This is a genomic window from Kribbella sp. NPDC026596, assembly GCF_040638415.1.
Taxonomy (GTDB): Bacteria; Actinomycetota; Actinomycetes; order Propionibacteriales; family Kribbellaceae; genus Kribbella.
Genome location: NZ_JBEZYF010000112.1, coordinates 1,007 through 17,952 on the forward strand (window position 1 = coordinate 1,007; position 16,946 = coordinate 17,952).

A 16,946-nucleotide genomic window follows, 5' to 3' on the forward strand; every position below is an offset into this window, starting at 1 on the left:
GTGCACCCCACGCTGGCTGGGCCTGCTGCTCGGACTCGCCCCATGCTGCCTGAGCCTGTGCCTGGTCCTGCGCGGACTGTGCACCCCACGCTGGCTGGGCCTGCTGCTCGGACTCGCCCCATGCTGCCTGAGCCTGTGCCTGGTCCTGCGCGGACTGTGCACCCCACGCTGGCTGGGTCTGCTCCTGCGCGGACTGCGCGCCCCACGCGGGTTGCACCTGGGTGGGGTCGTCGCTTGGGTCGGCGGCGGTCCAGGGCTGGGCGTGGTTGGTTGGTTGGGGGGTTTGCAGGTCCTGGTTGTCTTCGGGCTGGATGGCCCAGGCGGGCTGGATCTGGGTTGGTTCGTTGGCCTGCTGGGTGGTCCAGCGTTGCTGTGCTTCCGTCGACGCTTCAGCGGGCTGCGGGTCTGGTCGTGGCGTCGGCGCCATGGTTGGCGCGTCGGTCCAACTCACGTCCGACCAGCTCTGTGCCTCCTGGCCAGCACCGCCAGCTGGGGCGGGACCTGTTGTCGGCGTGCCTCCGGTGGTGGTCTTGGTACGAGAGGTTGCTGCCTCACCTGATCCGTCTTCGGTGTCGACGGGGGCTGGTGCGAGTTTCAGGGTCCAGCCGTTGCTTGGGGCAGGCTCAGGTGTGTTGGCGGGTTCGGCGAGGGGCTCGTCGAGGGGTACGTCGAGTTCCTCGTCCGAGACCTCGCGTTGCGACCAGTGCTCTGGCGGGGCTTGTGCGATCACCGGGGCGTCCCACGTCGCGCGGGCTCGCTCGAACGCACTCCGCTCATCCGCGTCAGTCGGTTCGTCGGTGTCGTTGGCCGGCGCGACCGCGGACAGGCGCGGGGCGTCGGCAGCCTGGGTCGGCTCGCCGGACTGCTGGGGCTCGGCGTCGGCCCACAGCTGTGGGGTTGCCGACTGCTGCCACCAGCCCGATTGCTCCTCCGACTCACCAGACGCGTCGACTGGCTGGCTCGGTGCGCCTGACCCGGTCGCTGCGATGGGCCGCGGCTTCTCGGGCTGCGTGGTCGGCTCCGTGACCGGCCGGGCCTCACCGAACGGCTGGGCCTGCGTGGCCGGCTGGGCCTCTGTGGCTGACCAGGTTTCGGCGAGCGGGCGGGTGTCCGCGTCGCGCTCCGACCGGGCGGCGGCCTGCGAGGCGGCGGCCCGCGAGCTGGCGGCCTGCGAGTTGGCGGGCTGCGAGTTGGCGGGCTGCGAGTTGGCGGGCTCGGAGCCGGCGGCCTGGTCCTCGGGTTGGGCGTCTGCGGGCTGGGTGCGGTTGGTCCATTGCTTCCCGTTCCACCAGCGGATGGTGTTCGGCTGGCCGGTGGGGTCCGGGTACCAGCCTTCGGGAGGGTTGCTCATGCGATTACCGTAACTTCAGCTCGTGTCAGCGCGGCCGTGCTCGCCCAGCCCTCAGACACCGTCCTCCTGACCGAGGCTGAAGGCGGCTTCCAGGTCGTGCGACGAGTACGCGCGGAACGCGATGTGCGTCTCGGTGCTGAGTACGCCGGGCACCCGGTTCACGTGGTCGGGGATGACAGTGGCCAGGTCGTCGTGGCGCGCGACCCGGACCATCGCGATCAGGTCGAGCCCGCCGGTGACGGAGTACACCTCACTGACGCCCTCGATGGCGGCCACCTGCTCGGCGACCTCCGGGATCCGCGCGACGTCGGCCTTGATGAACACGATCGCGGTGACCATGCCGTCCTCTCCTAAGAAGTCACACCCCAACCCGCTGAAGCATAGTGTGGTCGAGCTCCCGCAGCGCCGTCGCCGTCGGTTCGTCCGCGGGCAGGAACGCCTCCATCCGCAACTCCGAGACCGTGACGTCGATCGCCGTACCGAACCGGGTCAGGGTGGTGATCAGCCGCAGCTCACCCTGCTCCGACCGGAGCCGCAGCGGTACGGCGAAGCCCAGGTGCTCCGGCCCGCTCGGCGGTCGTGGCGGCACCACCGCGGTCAGCTCCTCGATCAACGCGTCCGCCGCGGCGTCCGGATTCAGCGCGGCTTCGCGGGTGAGCGCGTCGATCACATGCCAAGCCCACTGATCGAGATTGACGATCCGGGGAGCCAGCCCGGCAGGGTCGAGCAGCAGTCGAGGGATGTTCACAGGTGAGGTAAGCAGGCGCTCCGACACGCCGGTCGTCAGCGCGTGGAAGCTGCCGTTCGCGAGCACCAGATCGCCGCGCCGATCGACGACGACAGCCGGGTACGGGCGATGCCCGTCGAGGATCGCGGTCAGAGCCGTCCGGATCGCGCCTAGACCCGGCCCGTCGTACGGCGTCTCGTCGTACGCAGGCGCATACCCGCCCGCCAGCAGCAGCTCATTGCGATCGCGGAGCGGGACCTGGAGTGACTCGGCGAGGCGGATGACCATCTCGCGCCCGGGGAGCGAGCGGCCGCTCTCGATGAAGCTCACGTGCCGCTGGGTCGTGCCCGCCCGGATGGCGAGCTCCAGCTGGCTCACCCGCCGCCGGGTCCGCCACAGCCGCAGCCCCGCGGACAGATCAGATCGAGAGGTCAGCATGTCTCAGGTCTAGCGCATGGCACCGACAGTCCATACCCAGCAGGGAATTGTCCGGGGTACGGCGCTCTCGGCAAGCTGCTGAGAGCAGGGCGGCAACCGGGTCGCCCGGACCGAAGGAGAACGTCTTGTCCGACGCGCAGGAATTGGCCGATCGGTACGTCGCGGTGTGGAACCAGCCCGATCCGGACGCCCGGCGGAAGGCGATCCAGGAGCTGTGGACCGAGGACGGCGTACATCTGCTCGAACCCCCGGAGGAGATCGTCGAGCGAGCCGAGGAGATCGGAGTCACGGCCACGCTGGAGGCCCGCGGGCACGAGGCGCTGGTACGGCGGGTGACGCGAGCGTACGACGAGTTCGTGGCGCCCGGGCAGTTCGAGTTCCGCCCGCACGGCGAGGCCACGACCTTGCACGACATGGTGAAACTCCGCTGGGCGATGGTGCCCGCCGGCGGGGGAGAGGTACTTGCCGTCGGCATCGATCTGCTCCTGCTGGCACCCGACGGGAGGATCGTCTCCGACTACCAGTTCATCGAGTCCTAACCAACCCGTGCCGGCCCGAGCGGGCGCATGTGGCGGCGGCGTTCGGTGGGGTGGTGGTGGACCTCGGAGTGGGCGTTGTCGAGGCGGGTGAGGTGGCGGCCGGCACCGCTGACCGGGCAGGTCCAGGTGCCGTCCATCTCGACCAGCCGGATATCGGGCTGGTCGAGCCAGCGCAGGACCAGCTCGATCTCCTCCGGCGAGGCTGCGGCCACCGGGCCGATCCCCGGCAGCACGGTCTCGGCCGATGCGCGGAGCATCTCCAGGTACTTGCGCGGATCCGTCCCGCGCGGGCTGATCCCGGCCGCCGCGAGCCGGCCGCGACGAATCACGTGCAGCTCCCAACCGCCGTCGTCGGTCCGCCGGGCCGCGCAGATCTCGGCGCACCCAGTGACCGACGCCATCCGTTGCATCCGCGCCGAGCTCCGCACGAAAGCACTCAACCGATCCCGATGGACGGCGGCGTCCTCGAACCGCTCGTCCGCGGACAACACGTCGATCCGCCGGTCCAGCGCGTCGACCACCGGCGTCGGATCCACGGTCAGCGCCGTCCGCAGCGCCGTCACGAATTCGCCGTACGAATCCGCTGAGATCCGTCCGTCACACGGCGCGACGCAGCGGCCCATCTCGGCCAGCACGCACGGCGACAACTGAGGGGTCCGCGACATCCGGGCGGTGCACTGCCGGATCGGGAACGCCTCGTGCAGCGCGGCCATCGCCCGCTCGGCCGTCTTTCGCGAGCTGAACGGGCCGAGATACCCGGCGTCGTCGTCGCGCACCTGTTTGACGAGCGACAACCGCGGAAACGGTTCGACGGTGACCTTCAGCCAGTGTTGCCGCTCCGGGAACTTCGAGCGCCGGTTGTACCGCGGTTTGTGCTCCGCGATCAGCCGCAGCTCGCGGACCTCCGCCTCGAGTGACGTCCCGCACTCGATCCCGCGCACGCCGGTCGCGATACCGACCATCTCGCCGATCCGGTTGCGGGTCTCGGAGGCGGTGAAGTACGACCGGACGCGGGTCCGCAGGTCCTTCGACTTCCCGACATACAGCACCTCGCCGCGGTCGTCGGTGAACAGATACACACCCGGTGCGTGCGGCAACGATTCGGCCAGGTGCCGCTTCGCGCGCACGGCCGGCGCGACCCGCGACGAGTACGTCTGCAGGTCCTCGAGCGTCTGCACGCCCAGCGAACCGACGCGCTCGAACAGTCCGTGCAGCACGTCGACGGTCGCACGGGCATCCGACAACGCGCGGTGGTTAGGCGTCGTGGTGGTCCGGAAGAGCTTGGCCAGCGTGCCGAGCTTGCAGTTCGGCGCCTCGTCCGGCGTGATCACCCGGCGCGCCAGCAGGGCGGTGTCGACGACGGCGAAGTCGGGCCAGTCGTACCCGTGCACGAGGCTTTCGTGCTTGAGGAACCCCATATCGAACGGCGCGTTGTGCGCCACCATCACGCACCCGTGGGCGAACTCCAGGAAGGCCGGCAGCACGGAGTCGATCCGGGGTGACGAGGCAACCATCAGGTTGGTGATGCCGGTCAGTACGGCGATGAACGGCGGGATCGGGTCCGCCGGATTCACCAGCGTCTGGAACTCGCCGATCACCTCCCCGCTGCGCACCTTGACCGCGCCGATCTCGGTGATCCCCGACTCGCCCGGCGCGCCGCCGGTGGTCTCCAGGTCGACGACGCAGAACGTGACGTCGCGCAGCGGCGTACCCAGGTCGTCGAAACTCGGCTGGACGCCGCGGATGGGCAGCGAGTCCGGAGCCGGCGCGGGCACGGGGCTGGTCATGGCAACGACGCTAGGAGGCCCCACCGACAATTCCGCAGGTGACACGCGAGGGAGTCGACTACGCTCTCGGTATGCGTACACAGGCGATCACCGCGAAACCGGCCGGAAGGCCGGGACGTTGTGGTCTGCATCACTGGCCCAGCGCATCTCGCTGCCAGGCCACCGCTCGGGCCGGACTGCGGACCGGTGACTGAGGCAGGCACCGCCGCGAGCTCCGCCGCTACGACTTTGCCCGAACCGGTCCGGCAACGGGTTCTCACCCTCGCCGCGCACGCCCTCGGCCAGCTTCCGGCGTCCGACATCCCGGCCCCGTTGCGCCGTTTCGCCAGTTTCGCGCCCGCCAAGCGTGCCAAGCTCTCGGCGTCCGTGCTCGGCCCGATCCTCGAGACCGACGACCACTTCCGCCGGCTGGCGGCCTTCCAGGTACGCCGTGAGCACCCGGAGCTCGGCGACGCCGTGGCCGAAGGTGTCCCGGTCCCGGCCGCGGACCCGGTCGAGGTCGCGGCGCTGGCCTACCTGTTGCGCCCGGACGACTGGGAGCAACACATCGCCGCGGCCGCCCAGGTGCCGGTCGAGACGCCCCACGCCGACGAGGAGGCGATCAACCGGCTCGCCGACCAGCTCGATCAGGCCCGGACCGAGACCCGGCAGGTCCGCGAACGGCTCCGCGAACAGGTCAACGAGCTCAAGGCCGAGAACGTCACGCTCCGCCGCAAGCTGAACGAGGCGCGGCAGCGGATCAGTGGTCTGCAGAGCGAGCTCGAGCATCAGACGACACAGGCCGAAACCGCCGACGAACGGGTCGAGGCCGCGCGCACCGAAGTGGACCGTGAGCTGCGCAAACTCCGGTCCCGGATCACCGAACTCGAAGCGATCGAACACGCGGCACGCCGTACGGCGGGACAGGAACGCGAGCTGGCATCGACGCGGACCCGGCTCTTGCTGGACACGTTGCTAGAGGCAGCGAGTGGGCTACGGCGCGAGCTGGCCCTGCCGCCCGGGGGAGAGCTCCGGCCGGCCGACACCGTGGCCGGGACAGAGCCCGACGCAGCACCGATCGGACGTACGGCGCCTGAGGACGATCCGGCCTTGTTCGACGAGTTGCTGTCGTTGCCGCAGGTGCATCTGATTATCGACGGCTACAACGTGACGAAGACCGCCTGGCCGAACTCGCCGTTGCACTCGCAGCGTCAGCGGTTGGTGACCGCGTTGGGTGCGTTGGTCGCGCAACGCCGGATCGAGGTCACGGTCGTCTTCGACGGCGCGGAGCTTTCGGGCCCGGTGCAACTGAATCCACCACGCGGTGTGCGGGTGCGCTTCAGCCCCGCCGGAGTGATCGCCGACGAGGTGATCAGGCAACTTGTCCGCGCCGAGCCTCCGGGCCGCCCGGTCGTGGTCGTCTCCACCGACCGTGAGGTTGCCGAAAGCATCATCAAGCTCGGTGCGCGTTCACTCTCCGCCACGAGCCTGATCTCACGCATCGCCCGCGCCTGACGACAGAAACTGTCGGCGGTCTTCTCTAGCGTCCTTTTCAGCCGGATGCAAGTCCGGGTGCTTCCCCACTTTGGAGGACGTTGTGCTGATCGACTGCGAAGCATGTGTGATGAAGGGTCCAGGCTGCCAGGACTGCGTGGTCACGGTGGTTTTGGCCTTCTCCACCGAAAGTGCTAGCTCCGCCGAACGCTCCGGCAGTCTGCGGATCGACGACGACGAGAAGGCCGCCCTGGACGCGCTGGCCGAGTCCGGTCTGGTCCCGCCGCTGCGCCTCGTGCACGCTGTCAGCAGTGTCGACCCGAACACTGTTGTCGAAACCCCTGACGGGGAAGGCGAAACGGCCGTTGGGTTGGCATGATCCTTCGTTAATTTTGGATCAAACCCGAGGGGCGAATTGCACTGGTCACGAAACGGTCACTACTGTTACGTCTCGTTGCCTCAGGGTGTCGGTCGATCAGGCCGACCGGGCAACGGTAAAAAGCCGAGGGAGTGACCGGTCGGCGACTGTGGATGACATCCGCAGCCGGCGTGGTCGACGGGGACGGCGCGAGCAGAGGAAGGGACCGACCGGGCTGTGTCCATCGGACGCATCAACCGCACCAAGGGAATCGCCCTCGCCGCCATCACCAGCACCGCTGTCGTCGCTGGCGTGATCTTCATCCAGGGAGCGGCGGACGCTGATCCGAAGCCCACCCTGGCCCAGGCGAAGACGCAGGTCGCAGCGCTGCAGCACAAGGCCGAGGTGGCCGGTGAGTCGGCCAACGACCTGCGCGGGCAGATCAGCGCCTCCACCGCCCGGGTGAACGCCCTGAAGGCCGGTATCGCCAAGCAGCAGACCCAGGTGGACACGGTGCGGCGGCAGATCGGTTCCCTCGCGGTCGCCGGGTACCAGACTTCCGGGATGTCGACGACAGCGCAGTTGCTGCTGTCGCCGAACCCTGACCAGTTCCTCAGCCAGGCCTCCACCGCCCAGGCCTTCGCCGGGCAGCAGGATTCGGCGCTGCGCCGCTATCAGCAGGCTCAGGGCAAGCTGACCGACCTGCAGGCCAGTGAGCAGACCGAGCTGGCCGCGCTGCAGGCCGTGCAGGCCCAGCAGAACGCGCTGACCAAGCAGATCCAGACGAACCTCGACGCCGCCCAGAAGGTGCTCGACAAGCTGAGCGACACCGAGCGCAAGCGGATCGAGCAGGAGAACGCCGACGAGGCCGCGGAAGCCCGCAAGGAGCGCCCGACCCGCGACAGCGACCGGATGGACAACCTGCCGGTGCCGGTCAGCGGCCGCGCCGGGACCGCGGTCCAGACCGCGCTGGCACAGCTCGGAGACTCCTACGTCTGGGGCGCCGACGGCCCCGACTCGTTCGACTGCTCCGGCCTGATGATGTACGCCTGGGGCAAGGCCGGTGTCTCGCTGTCGCACTCCTCGAAGGCGCAGGCCAGTGAGGGCCGCCGGGTAAGCAAGAGCCAGTTGATGCCGGGTGACCTGGTCTTCTACTACTCGCCGATCAGCCACGTCGCGATGTACATCGGCAACGGCCGGATCGTGCACGCCAGCCGCCCCGGCAAGCCGGTGAAGACCGACCCGATCGACCTGATGCCGTACAACACCGCGGTCCGCCCGGGCTGACCTGCGTCCTTGACATACTCATCGGCTCCGGGGATCCATCCCCGGAGCCGAGTCGTTTCACGATCATCCAGGTGCCGTACTGTCGGAGGTGGCACGTAGTGTGTCCCGCCTGACTGGGGCAGGTGAGCAGCGAGAGGCCGAGGTGATCGACGAACAGGGCGACACGGTGCCTCTCCCAGCGGTCCCGCCGAACGGTGACCGGCCGCAGCCGGCTGATCACCGCCCGTCGGCCGAGCCGGCCAAGGCCGAGCGGACCAAGCTGAGTAGCCGTGGGTTGTCGCCGTCGTTCGCGCCGATCGCCAAGAAGGTCGCCCTCGGCCTGGCCGTCTGCCTGGTCGCCGGAGCCGGGTACGCCGGACTCCAGCAGATCGCCAACGCGCCGGCCGACCCGAACGCGCCCGGCACGCATTCGCCGCAGAGCTCCGCGACCCCCGACGAAGCCGCCGAAGGGGTACGGCGTGCCGTCGCCGGAGAGGCCGTCCTGCAGAAGATGGCCGACGCGGTCGAGAACAACAAGCGCACCGAGTTCCTGAACACGATCGACCCGAAGGCCGCCGAGTTCCGGGCCAGCGCGCGAACGATCTTCGCGAACCTGAGCACCCTCCCGATCGGCACCTTCCAGTTGCGCTACGTGAGCGACGACACCGGCGCGCTCACCCCGGCCCGCCAGGCCGAGCTCGGTGGCAGCCAGGCCTGGCTGGCCCAGGTCGAGGTTTCCTGGCAGCTTGCCGGGTTCGACGCCAAGCCGGCCCGCGAGACCCTCCCGGTCACGTTCGTCACCCGGGACGGCACGACGTACGCCGCCTCGTTCTCGGAGCGGTTCGTGGCCGGTCAGCGGCGGCCGATCTGGGCGCTCGGCCCGATCGACGTGGCCAAGGGCGAGCACAGCCTGGTGATCAGCCTGGACTCGGAGTCGGACGCGAAGAGCTATGTCTCGGTCGCGGATCGCGCGGTCGAGTCGGTCACGAAGGTGTGGGGCAAGAGCTGGCGGCAGAAGGTGATCGTGTACCTGCCGGCCAAACAGGCGCAGATGGAGTACATCCTCGGTGCCGAGCCGAATACGTACACCCAGATCGCCGCCGTCACGATGGCTGAGCTGGACACTCCACTGGCGGGCGCTCCGGTGCGGATCGTGGCGAACCCGAAGCTGTTCGTAGAGCTCGGCAAACAGGGCCGCAAGATCGTGCTCACGCACGAGACCACCCATGTCGCCTCGACCGCGACAGCGTCGCCGGTGCCGTTGTGGCTGGCTGAGGGATTCGCGGACTACGTCGCGTTCACCGCCGTGCCCGTGCAGGACGAGTCGGCGGCGAAGGAGCTGTTCAAGGCGGTCCGGGCCGGTAAGGTGCCGGCCACGCTGCCCGGTCCGGATGCGTTCGCCGCCTCCGCGACCGAGCTGCCGCAGGCCTACGAGTCGGCTTGGCTCGCCTGCCGGCTGATCGCCGAGCGGGAGGGGCAGAGCAAGCTGGTCAAGTTCTATCGAGCCGTGCACGCGTCGAAGAGCGGCACCGGTCTGGCCGACGCGTTCAAGTCGGTGCTGGGGATGACCGAGGCCGAGTTCGTCGCCGAGTGGCAGCAGTACCTGAAGAGGCTCGCCGGTGCCTGATCCGGCCGCGCGCTGGGCACCACGCGCGGCTGCCGCCGTACTCGCGGTGGCGCTGGTCCTGACGATCGTCGTCACCACCCCCTGGCACCTGATCGACCTGCCCACACCGGACGCGACTCTGGACTTCACCCCCGCGGAGATCGCCCGCCAGAACGCGTTCCGCCACGAGTTGTTGCCGTGGTCAACGACCTCCTGGGTGCTGTCGGTCCTGGTCCCGCTCGCGATCGGTTTCAGCCCGCTCGGCCGCCGTCTGTTCGACGCTCTCCGGATCCGCCGCTGGTACGTCGCCGTGCCGCTGCTCGTCGCCGCACTCGGACTGCTCACCAGCCTGATCACGGTCCCGACCGATGTGATGAGCGAACGGGTCACCCGCAAGTACGGGCTGTCCGTGCAGGACTGGGGATTGTGGACCCGCGACCGCGTCGTGAACTGGTTGCTGATGTCGCTCGCCCTCGCCGTCCTCGCGCTCGTCCTGATTGGCCTCGCCAAACGCTGGCGTCAAGGATGGTGGTTGCCAGCAGCAATCGCTGCCGCGGTGCTGGTGCTCGGGGTGTCGTTCGCGTACCCGGTGCTCGTCGAGCCGCGGTTCAATCAGTTCACCTCGATGCCGGCCGGCGCGCTGCGCGACGACTTCATGCGGCTCGCGGCGGAGGACGGCGTACCGGTCAAGGACGTGCTGGTCGCGGACGCGTCGAGGCGCACGACGGCCTTGAATGCTTACGTTTCCGGGTTCGGGTCGACCCGTCGGCTGGTTGTGTACGACACGCTTCTGAAGGACATGCCGCCGGCGCAGGTCCGGCTCGTGGTCGCGCACGAACTCGGTCACGCCGCGGAGGACGACGTACTGCACGGCACGCTGGTCGGCGTCCTGGGCGCGGCGTTCGCGGTGGTGTTGCTGCGGTTGTTGCTCGGGGCAAGGATGGCCGACCCGCGCCGGACCGCGCTGCTGCTGGCGTTGGTCGTCGCCGGTACGACGCTGTCCGCGCCGGTGCAGAATCTTGTCAGCCGGCGGATCGAGGCCCGGGCCGACTACCACTCGCTGCGGCTGACGAACGACCCGAAGGACTTCGTCGCGATGCAGCACGACCTGGCCGTGACGAATATCTCCGGGCTGGACCCGGCGCGCTGGCGGTACTGGATGTTCGCCACGCACCCGACCGCGCCGGAGCGGATCGCGATGGGCCGGGCCTGGGCGACCGAGTACGGCACGCCCGTCCCGCCGCTGGTGTCCCGATGACCGTTCTCGTTGTGACCAACGACTTCCCGCCGCGCCAAGGTGGGATCGAGACGTTCGTGCGGTCCTTGTGTGACGAGCTTCACGAGCTCGTTGTGTACACCTCGCGCGAGCCGGGCGACACGGCGTACGACGATGGTCTGCCGTTCCCGGTGATCCGGGACCGGACCTCGATGTTGTTGCCGACGGCCCGGATCACGAAGACCGCCGTCCGGCTGCTGCGCGAGTACAACGCCGATCGGGTGCTGTTCGGCGCGGCGGCGCCGCTCGGGCTGATGGGGCCGGCGCTCCGACGGGCCGGCGCGAAACGGATCGTCGCGATGACGCACGGGCACGAGACGTGGTGGGCCGGCGTACCGGGTGCTCGGCAGGCGCTGCGGCGGATCGGCGACGCCGCGGACACGATGACCACGGTGTCGACGTGGTGCGAGGAGCGGATCGCGCCGGCGCTCTCACCGGCCGCGGTACGGCGGATGCGGCGACTGACTCCTGGGGTCGACACGGATCGGTTCTTCCCCGATTGCGGGGGAGAGCAGGTGCGCAAAGGGCTCGGGCTCGACGGTGTTCCGGTCGTGGCGTGTGTGTCGCGGCTGATCCCGCGCAAGGGGCAGGACACCTTGATCCGCGCGTGGCCTCGGGTGCTGGCCGCCGTACCGTCCGCGATCCTGCTGCTGGTCGGCGGTGGGCCTGATCGGGAGCGGCTCGAGGAGTTGGCTGCTTCGCTCGGCGTCTCCCGGTCTGTCGTGTTCACCGGCCCGATCCCGTGGGCGGACATCCCGCCGTACGTCGATGCCGCGGACGTGTTCGCGATGCCGTGCCGAACCCGGCGCTTCGGCCTCGAACCGGAAGCACTCGGCATCGTCACACTGGAAGCCTCCGCCACCGGAAAGCCGGTCGTCGTCGGCGACTCGGGTGGCGCCCCCGACACCGTCCGCCACGGCGAAACGGGCTACCTCGTCGACCCGTACAACCCCGCCCCCGTCGGCGTCCGCATCGCCGAACTCCTCACCAACCCCGCCCGAGCCACCGCAATGGGCAAAGCCGGCCAAGCCTGGATCCGCCACAACTGGACCTGGCCCCACACCGGCGCAACCCTCCGCGACCTCCTCGACATCTAGCACCTGGGCCGGCCGGCGCCCGGGTGAGGAACATGCTGGACAGCCGGCACCAAGGGTCGTGTACCCTGGCGGACATGCATCGGGTGTTTCGACTTGCCGCAGCCGTACGAGCTTTCTGCTCGCCGGCTGCCGCTGCCTGACATCTTCTACCTCCACCGGCGACCGGAAACGGTTCGCCGGTGTTGTTGTTTCTGAGGCCCGGTGGTCTGGTTCCGGTCATGTGACAAGACAAGGACCAGAACAATGACCATCAGCAGGACTTTCATCGACTTCTTCCTCGACCGCGGTCACGTCCCGACAACGGGGTCCACGCTCATCCCGCGGCTCGGTGATCCGGTGCTCTTCACGACTTCGGGGATGCATCCGCTCACGCCGTACCTGGAAGGCGAACCCCATCCGCTGGGAGGTCGCCTCGTGGGCATCCAGCGATGTCTGCGAACGACGGATCTCGACGAGGTGGGGGACCGGACCCACCTGACCGTGTTCGAAATGCTGGGCTCGTGGTCCCTCGGGGACTACGGGAGCAGCCAGACGCTGCGCTGGGGCTACGAGCTCCTCACCGGCGGCTTCGGCATCGACCCCGGCCGGCTGTACGTGACCGTGTTCGGCGGCGACGATCAGGTGCCGCTGGACGAGGAGTCACTGCGGACCTGGCAGGAGCTGGGTGTGCCGATCGAGCGAACCACCGAGGACAACTGGTGGTCGAACGGCCCGACCGGTCCGTGCGGCCCGGACTCGGAGATCTTCGTCTGGACCGGCGAGGGTGATCCGGAGGGTACGCCGAGCACCGACAAGCGCTGGGTCGAGGTGTGGAACCACGTGATGATGCGCTACCGCCGGTGCGACGACGAGTCGCTCGAACCGCTGCGGCAGCAGAACATCGACACCGGGCTCGGGCTCGAGCGGCTGACGATGCTGCTGGAGGGTAAGGAGTCGGTGTACGAGACCTCGCTGTTCGAGCCGTGGATGCGGATCATCCCCAAGCTGTGGCGGCTCGACGAGCAGTCCCAGCGGATCGTCATCGACCACCTGCGGTCGAGCATCGTCATCGTCGGCGACGGCGTGCACCCGTCGAACACCGGCCGTGGCTACGTGTTGCGCCGGCTGATCCGCCGGGTGCTGACTCTGCTGTGGCGCGACGACGAGTCCCGCACGCTGTCCGACCTGCCGCTGGAGTTGTTCGAGCACACGCTGAACCACTTCCACCAGGGCGAGACGGTCACGCTGGTCCGGCGGATCCTGATCGACGAGGAGATCCGGTTCAGCAACCTGCTCGACCGTGGCCGGAAGGTCCTCAGCCACGAGCGGTTCCACAAGTCCCTGGACGACACCGACTACGAATACCTGCACGAGACCCACGGCCTCCCGCGGGAACTGGTGGACTCGCTCAGATGACCGGGTCCAGGACGTCGGTGCGGGGAGAGTCGGTATCCGGGATCTCCGGGGGTGCGACCTTCCCGACCGACGACTGGGCCACGAAGGCGCCGACCAGGACGATCGCACCGCCGATGATCTGGTTGGTGCGCAAGGTCTCGCCGAGCAGGATCAGGGCGAAGATGCTCGCCGCCACGACCTCGACGTACGCGACCGCTCCGCCGATGGCGGCGGACAGCCGCTGGACCGCGGCGGCGCCGGCCAGGTAGGCGACGACCGTGCTGACCACGATCAGCCAGCCGGCCAGCACCCAGCCGGGGGCGTGCCGGTGGCCGATCGCGATGGTGTCGACGAGCGTGTGCCACGGGATGCCCCACGGCGCGGAGATGAGCGTCAGCAGCACCGCACCGACCACACTGCCGGCCGCCGTCATCACCAGCGGATCCGCCGCACCCGTGAGCTTGTCGATCAGGATGAAGTACGTCGCCTGGCACGCGGCCGCACCGAGTCCCGCGAGCAGGCCGATCGCGTCGAGTTGCAGACCGGACCAGATCTCGACCACCGTCGCCAGGCCGATCAGGGCGATCCCGACACCGATCGCGGCCGAGCGCGGTACGGCGACCTTCTGGCCGAACTTCAGCCACGCGACCACCAGCACCGGCCCGGAGAACTCCAGCATCAGCGCGACGCCCACCGGGAGCCGGCTGGCCGCGATGAAGAACAGGGTCTGACAGCCGGCGATGCCGGTCAGGCCGTACAGCACGAGGGCCTTCCAGGACGCCCGGGCCGCGCGCAGCCCGGCCGAGCCGCGGAAGACCAGCGCGAGTGGGATGAGCAGAGCAGCGGCGCCGAGGATGCGTAACCAGGCCGCCTGTTCGGGGGTGAAACCAGCCCCGATCAGGGCCTTGGCGAACGGCCCGGACCCACCGAAGGTGATCGCGGAGAAGACCGCGAACCCCAACCCCACCGACTTCGTGCTGTACATGGGCATAACAGTCTCATGCCCATTACATGGCTGTCGAGAGAGATCTCAGAGGATGTTCACCGCACGGGCCGCGATCACCGCCACGGTGAGTAACGAGATCGTCGACTGGATCCCCATCAGCGTCTTCACCCGGGCGGTCAGCGGCAACGTGTCGGTCGGACTGAACGCGGTCGCGGCGGTGAACGAGACGAACAGGTAGTCGGTGAACCCCGGCAGCCAGCGTTCCCATCCCGGAAGGTCGACCGTCATCTGCGGGAACAACAGGTCCGCCCGCTCGACCTCGCGCTCGTGCTCCGGCGCCCGGGCGAACGGTCCGCCGCGGTCGACCTCCCAGTACCAGACCGCGAACGCGACCACGTTGGTCACCCAGATCAGGACTGCGCCCTTCACCAGCACCCTGCCGTTGTTGGCGTCACCTGAGTTCAGGTAGTAGATGAGCCCGGCCAGATAGAGCGCGTTGGCGAGAATGAGGACGGCCAGCAGGATGAGCTCGACCCAGCGCAGCCAGGGCTCGTCCCGGCTCAGGTGGAACGGGTTCATCCACACCAGCGGCAGCAGGAGCAGAGCGCCGAGCGCGGGCATGATCCAGCGTGGCAAGGCGCTGATCTGCGTCGGCACGAGCAGCTGCAGGACGAGGACCGCGATCACCGCCAGCGACGCGGGCCACCGCCGGATGTGCCGCATGCTGGGAGCCGCAGCTTTCGGAACCGTGTTCACCCCAGCATTCTGACCCCCGATCGCGGCTAACCGACGGAGGCGTCGACGACGGCCTGTCCGACCTCGGTACGGCGGTAGTGCACCTGATGTCCCGTACGACGACGTGTCGCGAGACCCGCATCCGACAGGGCCGAGAGGTGTTCGGCGACTGTGGCCAGGGCCAGCCCGTACTGAGCGGAGAGTGCACTGGTGGTTGCCGGCGGATCGAGGGCGACGAGCAGGGTTGCGCGCGTACGGCCGAGGAGGCGGGCCAGTGGATCCGGGGGAGCGGGGGCGTCGGACCAGAGGCGGGCGGCGCCGCGGGCTGGATACACCAGGGTGGGGTGGTAGGTCGGGTCGACGACTATGACGAGGTAGGGCCACGCGAACACACCGGGGATCAGGAGGAGGCCCTGGCCGGTCAGATCGCGGTCCTCCGAGCGGTACCGGGTGGCGATCAGGCGGTCGTCCTCCCAGGCGAGCGTCGGGTGCAGATCGTCGAAGAGTGCGGCCAGGCCACCGTCGGTGAGCTGCTGTCCGCGGTACGCGATGTCGTCCTCGAGTACGCGGCTGATGAGCGGCCAGTCCGGCTGGATCAAGGTGGTCCAGGCGTTCTCGATCTCGTCCGCGAGCCGTTCCCGGGTGCCGGCCAGGTCCTGCAGCATCCGGTTGATCTCCGGCGCGGCCGGATTGTTCAGGTCGTCGCGGGACCGGATCAGCTCGGTCCGGACCCGGTCGAGCGGCGTACTCCGTACCCGGGCGATCTCGGTCGCGAACTTCGCCCGGGATGCCTTCGGGGGTGGGGTGAGGAAGTCCGGCGTGAACCCGACCCGGGGCTGCAATGCCTTCACTCCGCGCAGATCCAGCGTCGCGGCCGTCTGGCGCTTGGCTTCCACCCAGTCCGCGTACAGCGGCCGGTGCCGGGCGCCGTTCAGCACTCGCACGGCCGACATCGTCTCCCACAGCGGCGAGGCTCCGAACCGGCACCGCAAAGCGTCGCCCTGCGTGAACCGCAGTACCGTCACAACTCATAACTTTCGGCCACAACCAAAACTCTACGCCGCGGCTCCGATCAGTGGACACCATCTGCTCGTGAGGTCCTACCGAGCCGTCCTGAGCATCGCCGGCATGCGCAACGTGTTCGCCGCCCACACCGTCTCCATGCTCGGGACGGTGGCGGCTCAGGTCGCGCTGTCGATCCTGGTGTTCGAACGAACCGGCTCGCCGTTGCTTTCGGCGTTGGTGTTGGCGTGCTCGTTCCTGCCGTACGCGCTGGGTGGGATTCTGCTGTCCTCCGTCGCCGACCGGTTTCCGGCCCGGCGGGTGCTGGTGGTGTGTGATCTGCTCAGTGGGTTGTGCATCGGGCTGATGCTGATCCCGGGGATGCCGGTCGGTGGATTGCTCGGGTTGTTGCTGCTGACGGGCATCATCGCGCCGATCTTCGCGGGCGCTCGGGCCGCCAGCCTCGCGCAGTTGCTGCCGGCCGACCTCTTTCCGATCGGGAGGTCGTTGCTTCGGGCAATTAGTCAGGTGACGGTGCTGACCGGGTTCGCGCTGGGTTCGGTGGCGGTCGCGGCGATCGGGCCGACCTGGTTGCTGGCGCTCGATGTGGTGACCTTCGTGGCGTCCGCGGTGCTGATCGGTGTGGGAACGCCCTACACACCGCCTGGCCAGCGGCAGCGTAACGCGATCAGCGACTCCTGGACCGGGCTGCGCTACCTGCTCGCGAACAGGGGTCTTCGCAATCTGATCCTGCTGACCTGGGTGGCGCCGGCGTTCTCCTCGGTTCCTGACGGGCTGGCTGTGGCTTACACCGCGCAAGCCGGTACGGTCGCGGCGGCCGCCGGCGCGCTCTTCACCGGTTACGCCACCGGCTCGGTACTCGGCGAGCTCGTCGACCCGCTCATGAGCACATCACCGCGCCCTCCGCTCGACGTCACACTCCAGCAGACCAGTCAGCTCACGGCGCTCGC

The 16,946-nt window shown here is 69.0% G+C and carries 16 protein-coding genes; 9 read left to right on the forward strand and 7 right to left on the reverse strand.

Going from position 1 to position 16,946, the window contains the following annotated elements:
- The 3 genes from AB0E63_RS44425 to AB0E63_RS44435 form a co-directional block, all read right to left on the reverse strand.
- A partial coding sequence (locus AB0E63_RS44425; RefSeq protein ID WP_360380351.1) for a DUF2510 domain-containing protein occupies positions 1–1,351 on the reverse strand: 1,351 nt, incomplete at its 3' end.
- Between the two features lie 51 nt (positions 1,352–1,402).
- On the reverse strand, positions 1,403–1,690 hold the full coding sequence (locus AB0E63_RS44430) for an Lrp/AsnC ligand binding domain-containing protein (protein ID WP_360380353.1): 288 nt from the start codon (positions 1,688–1,690) through the stop codon (positions 1,403–1,405).
- A 19-nt stretch (positions 1,691–1,709) separates the two neighbouring features.
- Positions 1,710–2,516, reverse strand: a complete 807-nt coding sequence (locus AB0E63_RS44435) for a helix-turn-helix transcriptional regulator (RefSeq protein WP_360380356.1) — start codon at positions 2,514–2,516, stop codon at positions 1,710–1,712.
- A gap of 125 nt (positions 2,517–2,641) precedes the next feature.
- Here AB0E63_RS44435 and AB0E63_RS44440 point away from each other — a divergent pair, with 125 nt between their 5' ends.
- Positions 2,642–3,055 carry a hypothetical protein gene (locus tag AB0E63_RS44440; protein ID WP_360380358.1) on the forward strand — a complete coding sequence of 138 codons (414 nt, stop codon included), beginning with the start codon at positions 2,642–2,644 and terminating at the stop codon, positions 3,053–3,055.
- Here AB0E63_RS44440 and AB0E63_RS44445 read toward each other — a convergent pair.
- The gene (locus AB0E63_RS44445; protein WP_360380360.1) at positions 3,052–4,842 is read right to left on the reverse strand and encodes a DEDD exonuclease domain-containing protein; all 1,791 of its coding nucleotides are present in this window, start codon (positions 4,840–4,842) and stop codon (positions 3,052–3,054) included. The two genes, AB0E63_RS44440 and AB0E63_RS44445, sit on opposite strands and share 4 nt — an antisense overlap.
- Positions 4,843–5,028: 186 nt before the next feature.
- Here AB0E63_RS44445 and AB0E63_RS44450 point away from each other — a divergent pair, with 186 nt between their 5' ends.
- The 7 genes from AB0E63_RS44450 to AB0E63_RS44480 all read left to right on the forward strand — a co-directional run bounded on the left by AB0E63_RS44450 (position 5,029) and on the right by AB0E63_RS44480 (position 13,313).
- Positions 5,029–6,336: an NYN domain-containing protein gene (locus tag AB0E63_RS44450; protein ID WP_360380363.1), complete on the forward strand. Its 1,308-nt coding sequence runs from the start codon at positions 5,029–5,031 to the stop codon at positions 6,334–6,336.
- A gap of 109 nt (positions 6,337–6,445) precedes the next feature.
- Positions 6,446–6,694 (forward strand): hypothetical protein, encoded by a 249-nt coding sequence (locus tag AB0E63_RS44455; protein WP_360380366.1) that lies wholly within the window; start codon positions 6,446–6,448, stop codon positions 6,692–6,694.
- A gap of 216 nt (positions 6,695–6,910) precedes the next feature.
- Positions 6,911–7,960, forward strand: coding sequence for a C40 family peptidase (locus AB0E63_RS44460; RefSeq protein ID WP_360380368.1), 1,050 nt, complete (start codon positions 6,911–6,913; stop codon positions 7,958–7,960).
- A 100-nt stretch (positions 7,961–8,060) separates the two neighbouring features.
- A complete protein-coding gene (locus AB0E63_RS44465) occupies positions 8,061–9,566 on the forward strand; it encodes a hypothetical protein (RefSeq protein ID WP_360380371.1) in 1,506 nt (501 codons plus the stop codon).
- Positions 9,559–10,803, forward strand: coding sequence for a M48 family metalloprotease (locus AB0E63_RS44470; RefSeq protein ID WP_360380374.1), 1,245 nt, complete (start codon positions 9,559–9,561; stop codon positions 10,801–10,803). Before AB0E63_RS44465 ends, AB0E63_RS44470 begins: the two co-directional genes overlap by 8 nt.
- Complete coding sequence (locus tag AB0E63_RS44475; RefSeq protein WP_360380376.1) at positions 10,800–11,918, forward strand: glycosyltransferase family 4 protein; 1,119 nt, start codon at positions 10,800–10,802, stop codon at positions 11,916–11,918. Before AB0E63_RS44470 ends, AB0E63_RS44475 begins: the two co-directional genes overlap by 4 nt.
- A 243-nt stretch (positions 11,919–12,161) precedes the next feature.
- The gene (locus AB0E63_RS44480) at positions 12,162–13,313 is read left to right on the forward strand and encodes an alanine--tRNA ligase-related protein (RefSeq protein ID WP_360380378.1); all 1,152 of its coding nucleotides are present in this window, start codon (positions 12,162–12,164) and stop codon (positions 13,311–13,313) included.
- Here the strand turns inward: AB0E63_RS44480 and AB0E63_RS44485 are convergent.
- The 3 genes from AB0E63_RS44485 to AB0E63_RS44495 are packed head-to-tail and all read right to left on the reverse strand — an operon-like array spanning position 13,306 to position 15,998.
- Positions 13,306–14,277, reverse strand: coding sequence for an EamA family transporter (locus AB0E63_RS44485; RefSeq protein ID WP_360380380.1), 972 nt, complete (start codon positions 14,275–14,277; stop codon positions 13,306–13,308). The genes AB0E63_RS44480 and AB0E63_RS44485 overlap by 8 nt on opposite strands.
- Before the next feature lie 45 nt (positions 14,278–14,322).
- Entirely contained in the window at positions 14,323–14,994 is a 672-nt protein-coding gene (locus AB0E63_RS44490) for a hypothetical protein (protein ID WP_360380382.1), read from the reverse strand.
- Between the two features lie 26 nt (positions 14,995–15,020).
- Entirely contained in the window at positions 15,021–15,998 is a 978-nt protein-coding gene (locus AB0E63_RS44495; protein WP_360380385.1) for a DUF5937 family protein, read from the reverse strand.
- Positions 15,999–16,065: 67 nt separating this feature from the next.
- Here AB0E63_RS44495 and AB0E63_RS44500 point away from each other — a divergent pair.
- Positions 16,066–16,946 (forward strand): MFS transporter (locus AB0E63_RS44500; protein ID WP_360380388.1); only part of this gene is annotated, 881 nt, incomplete at its 3' end.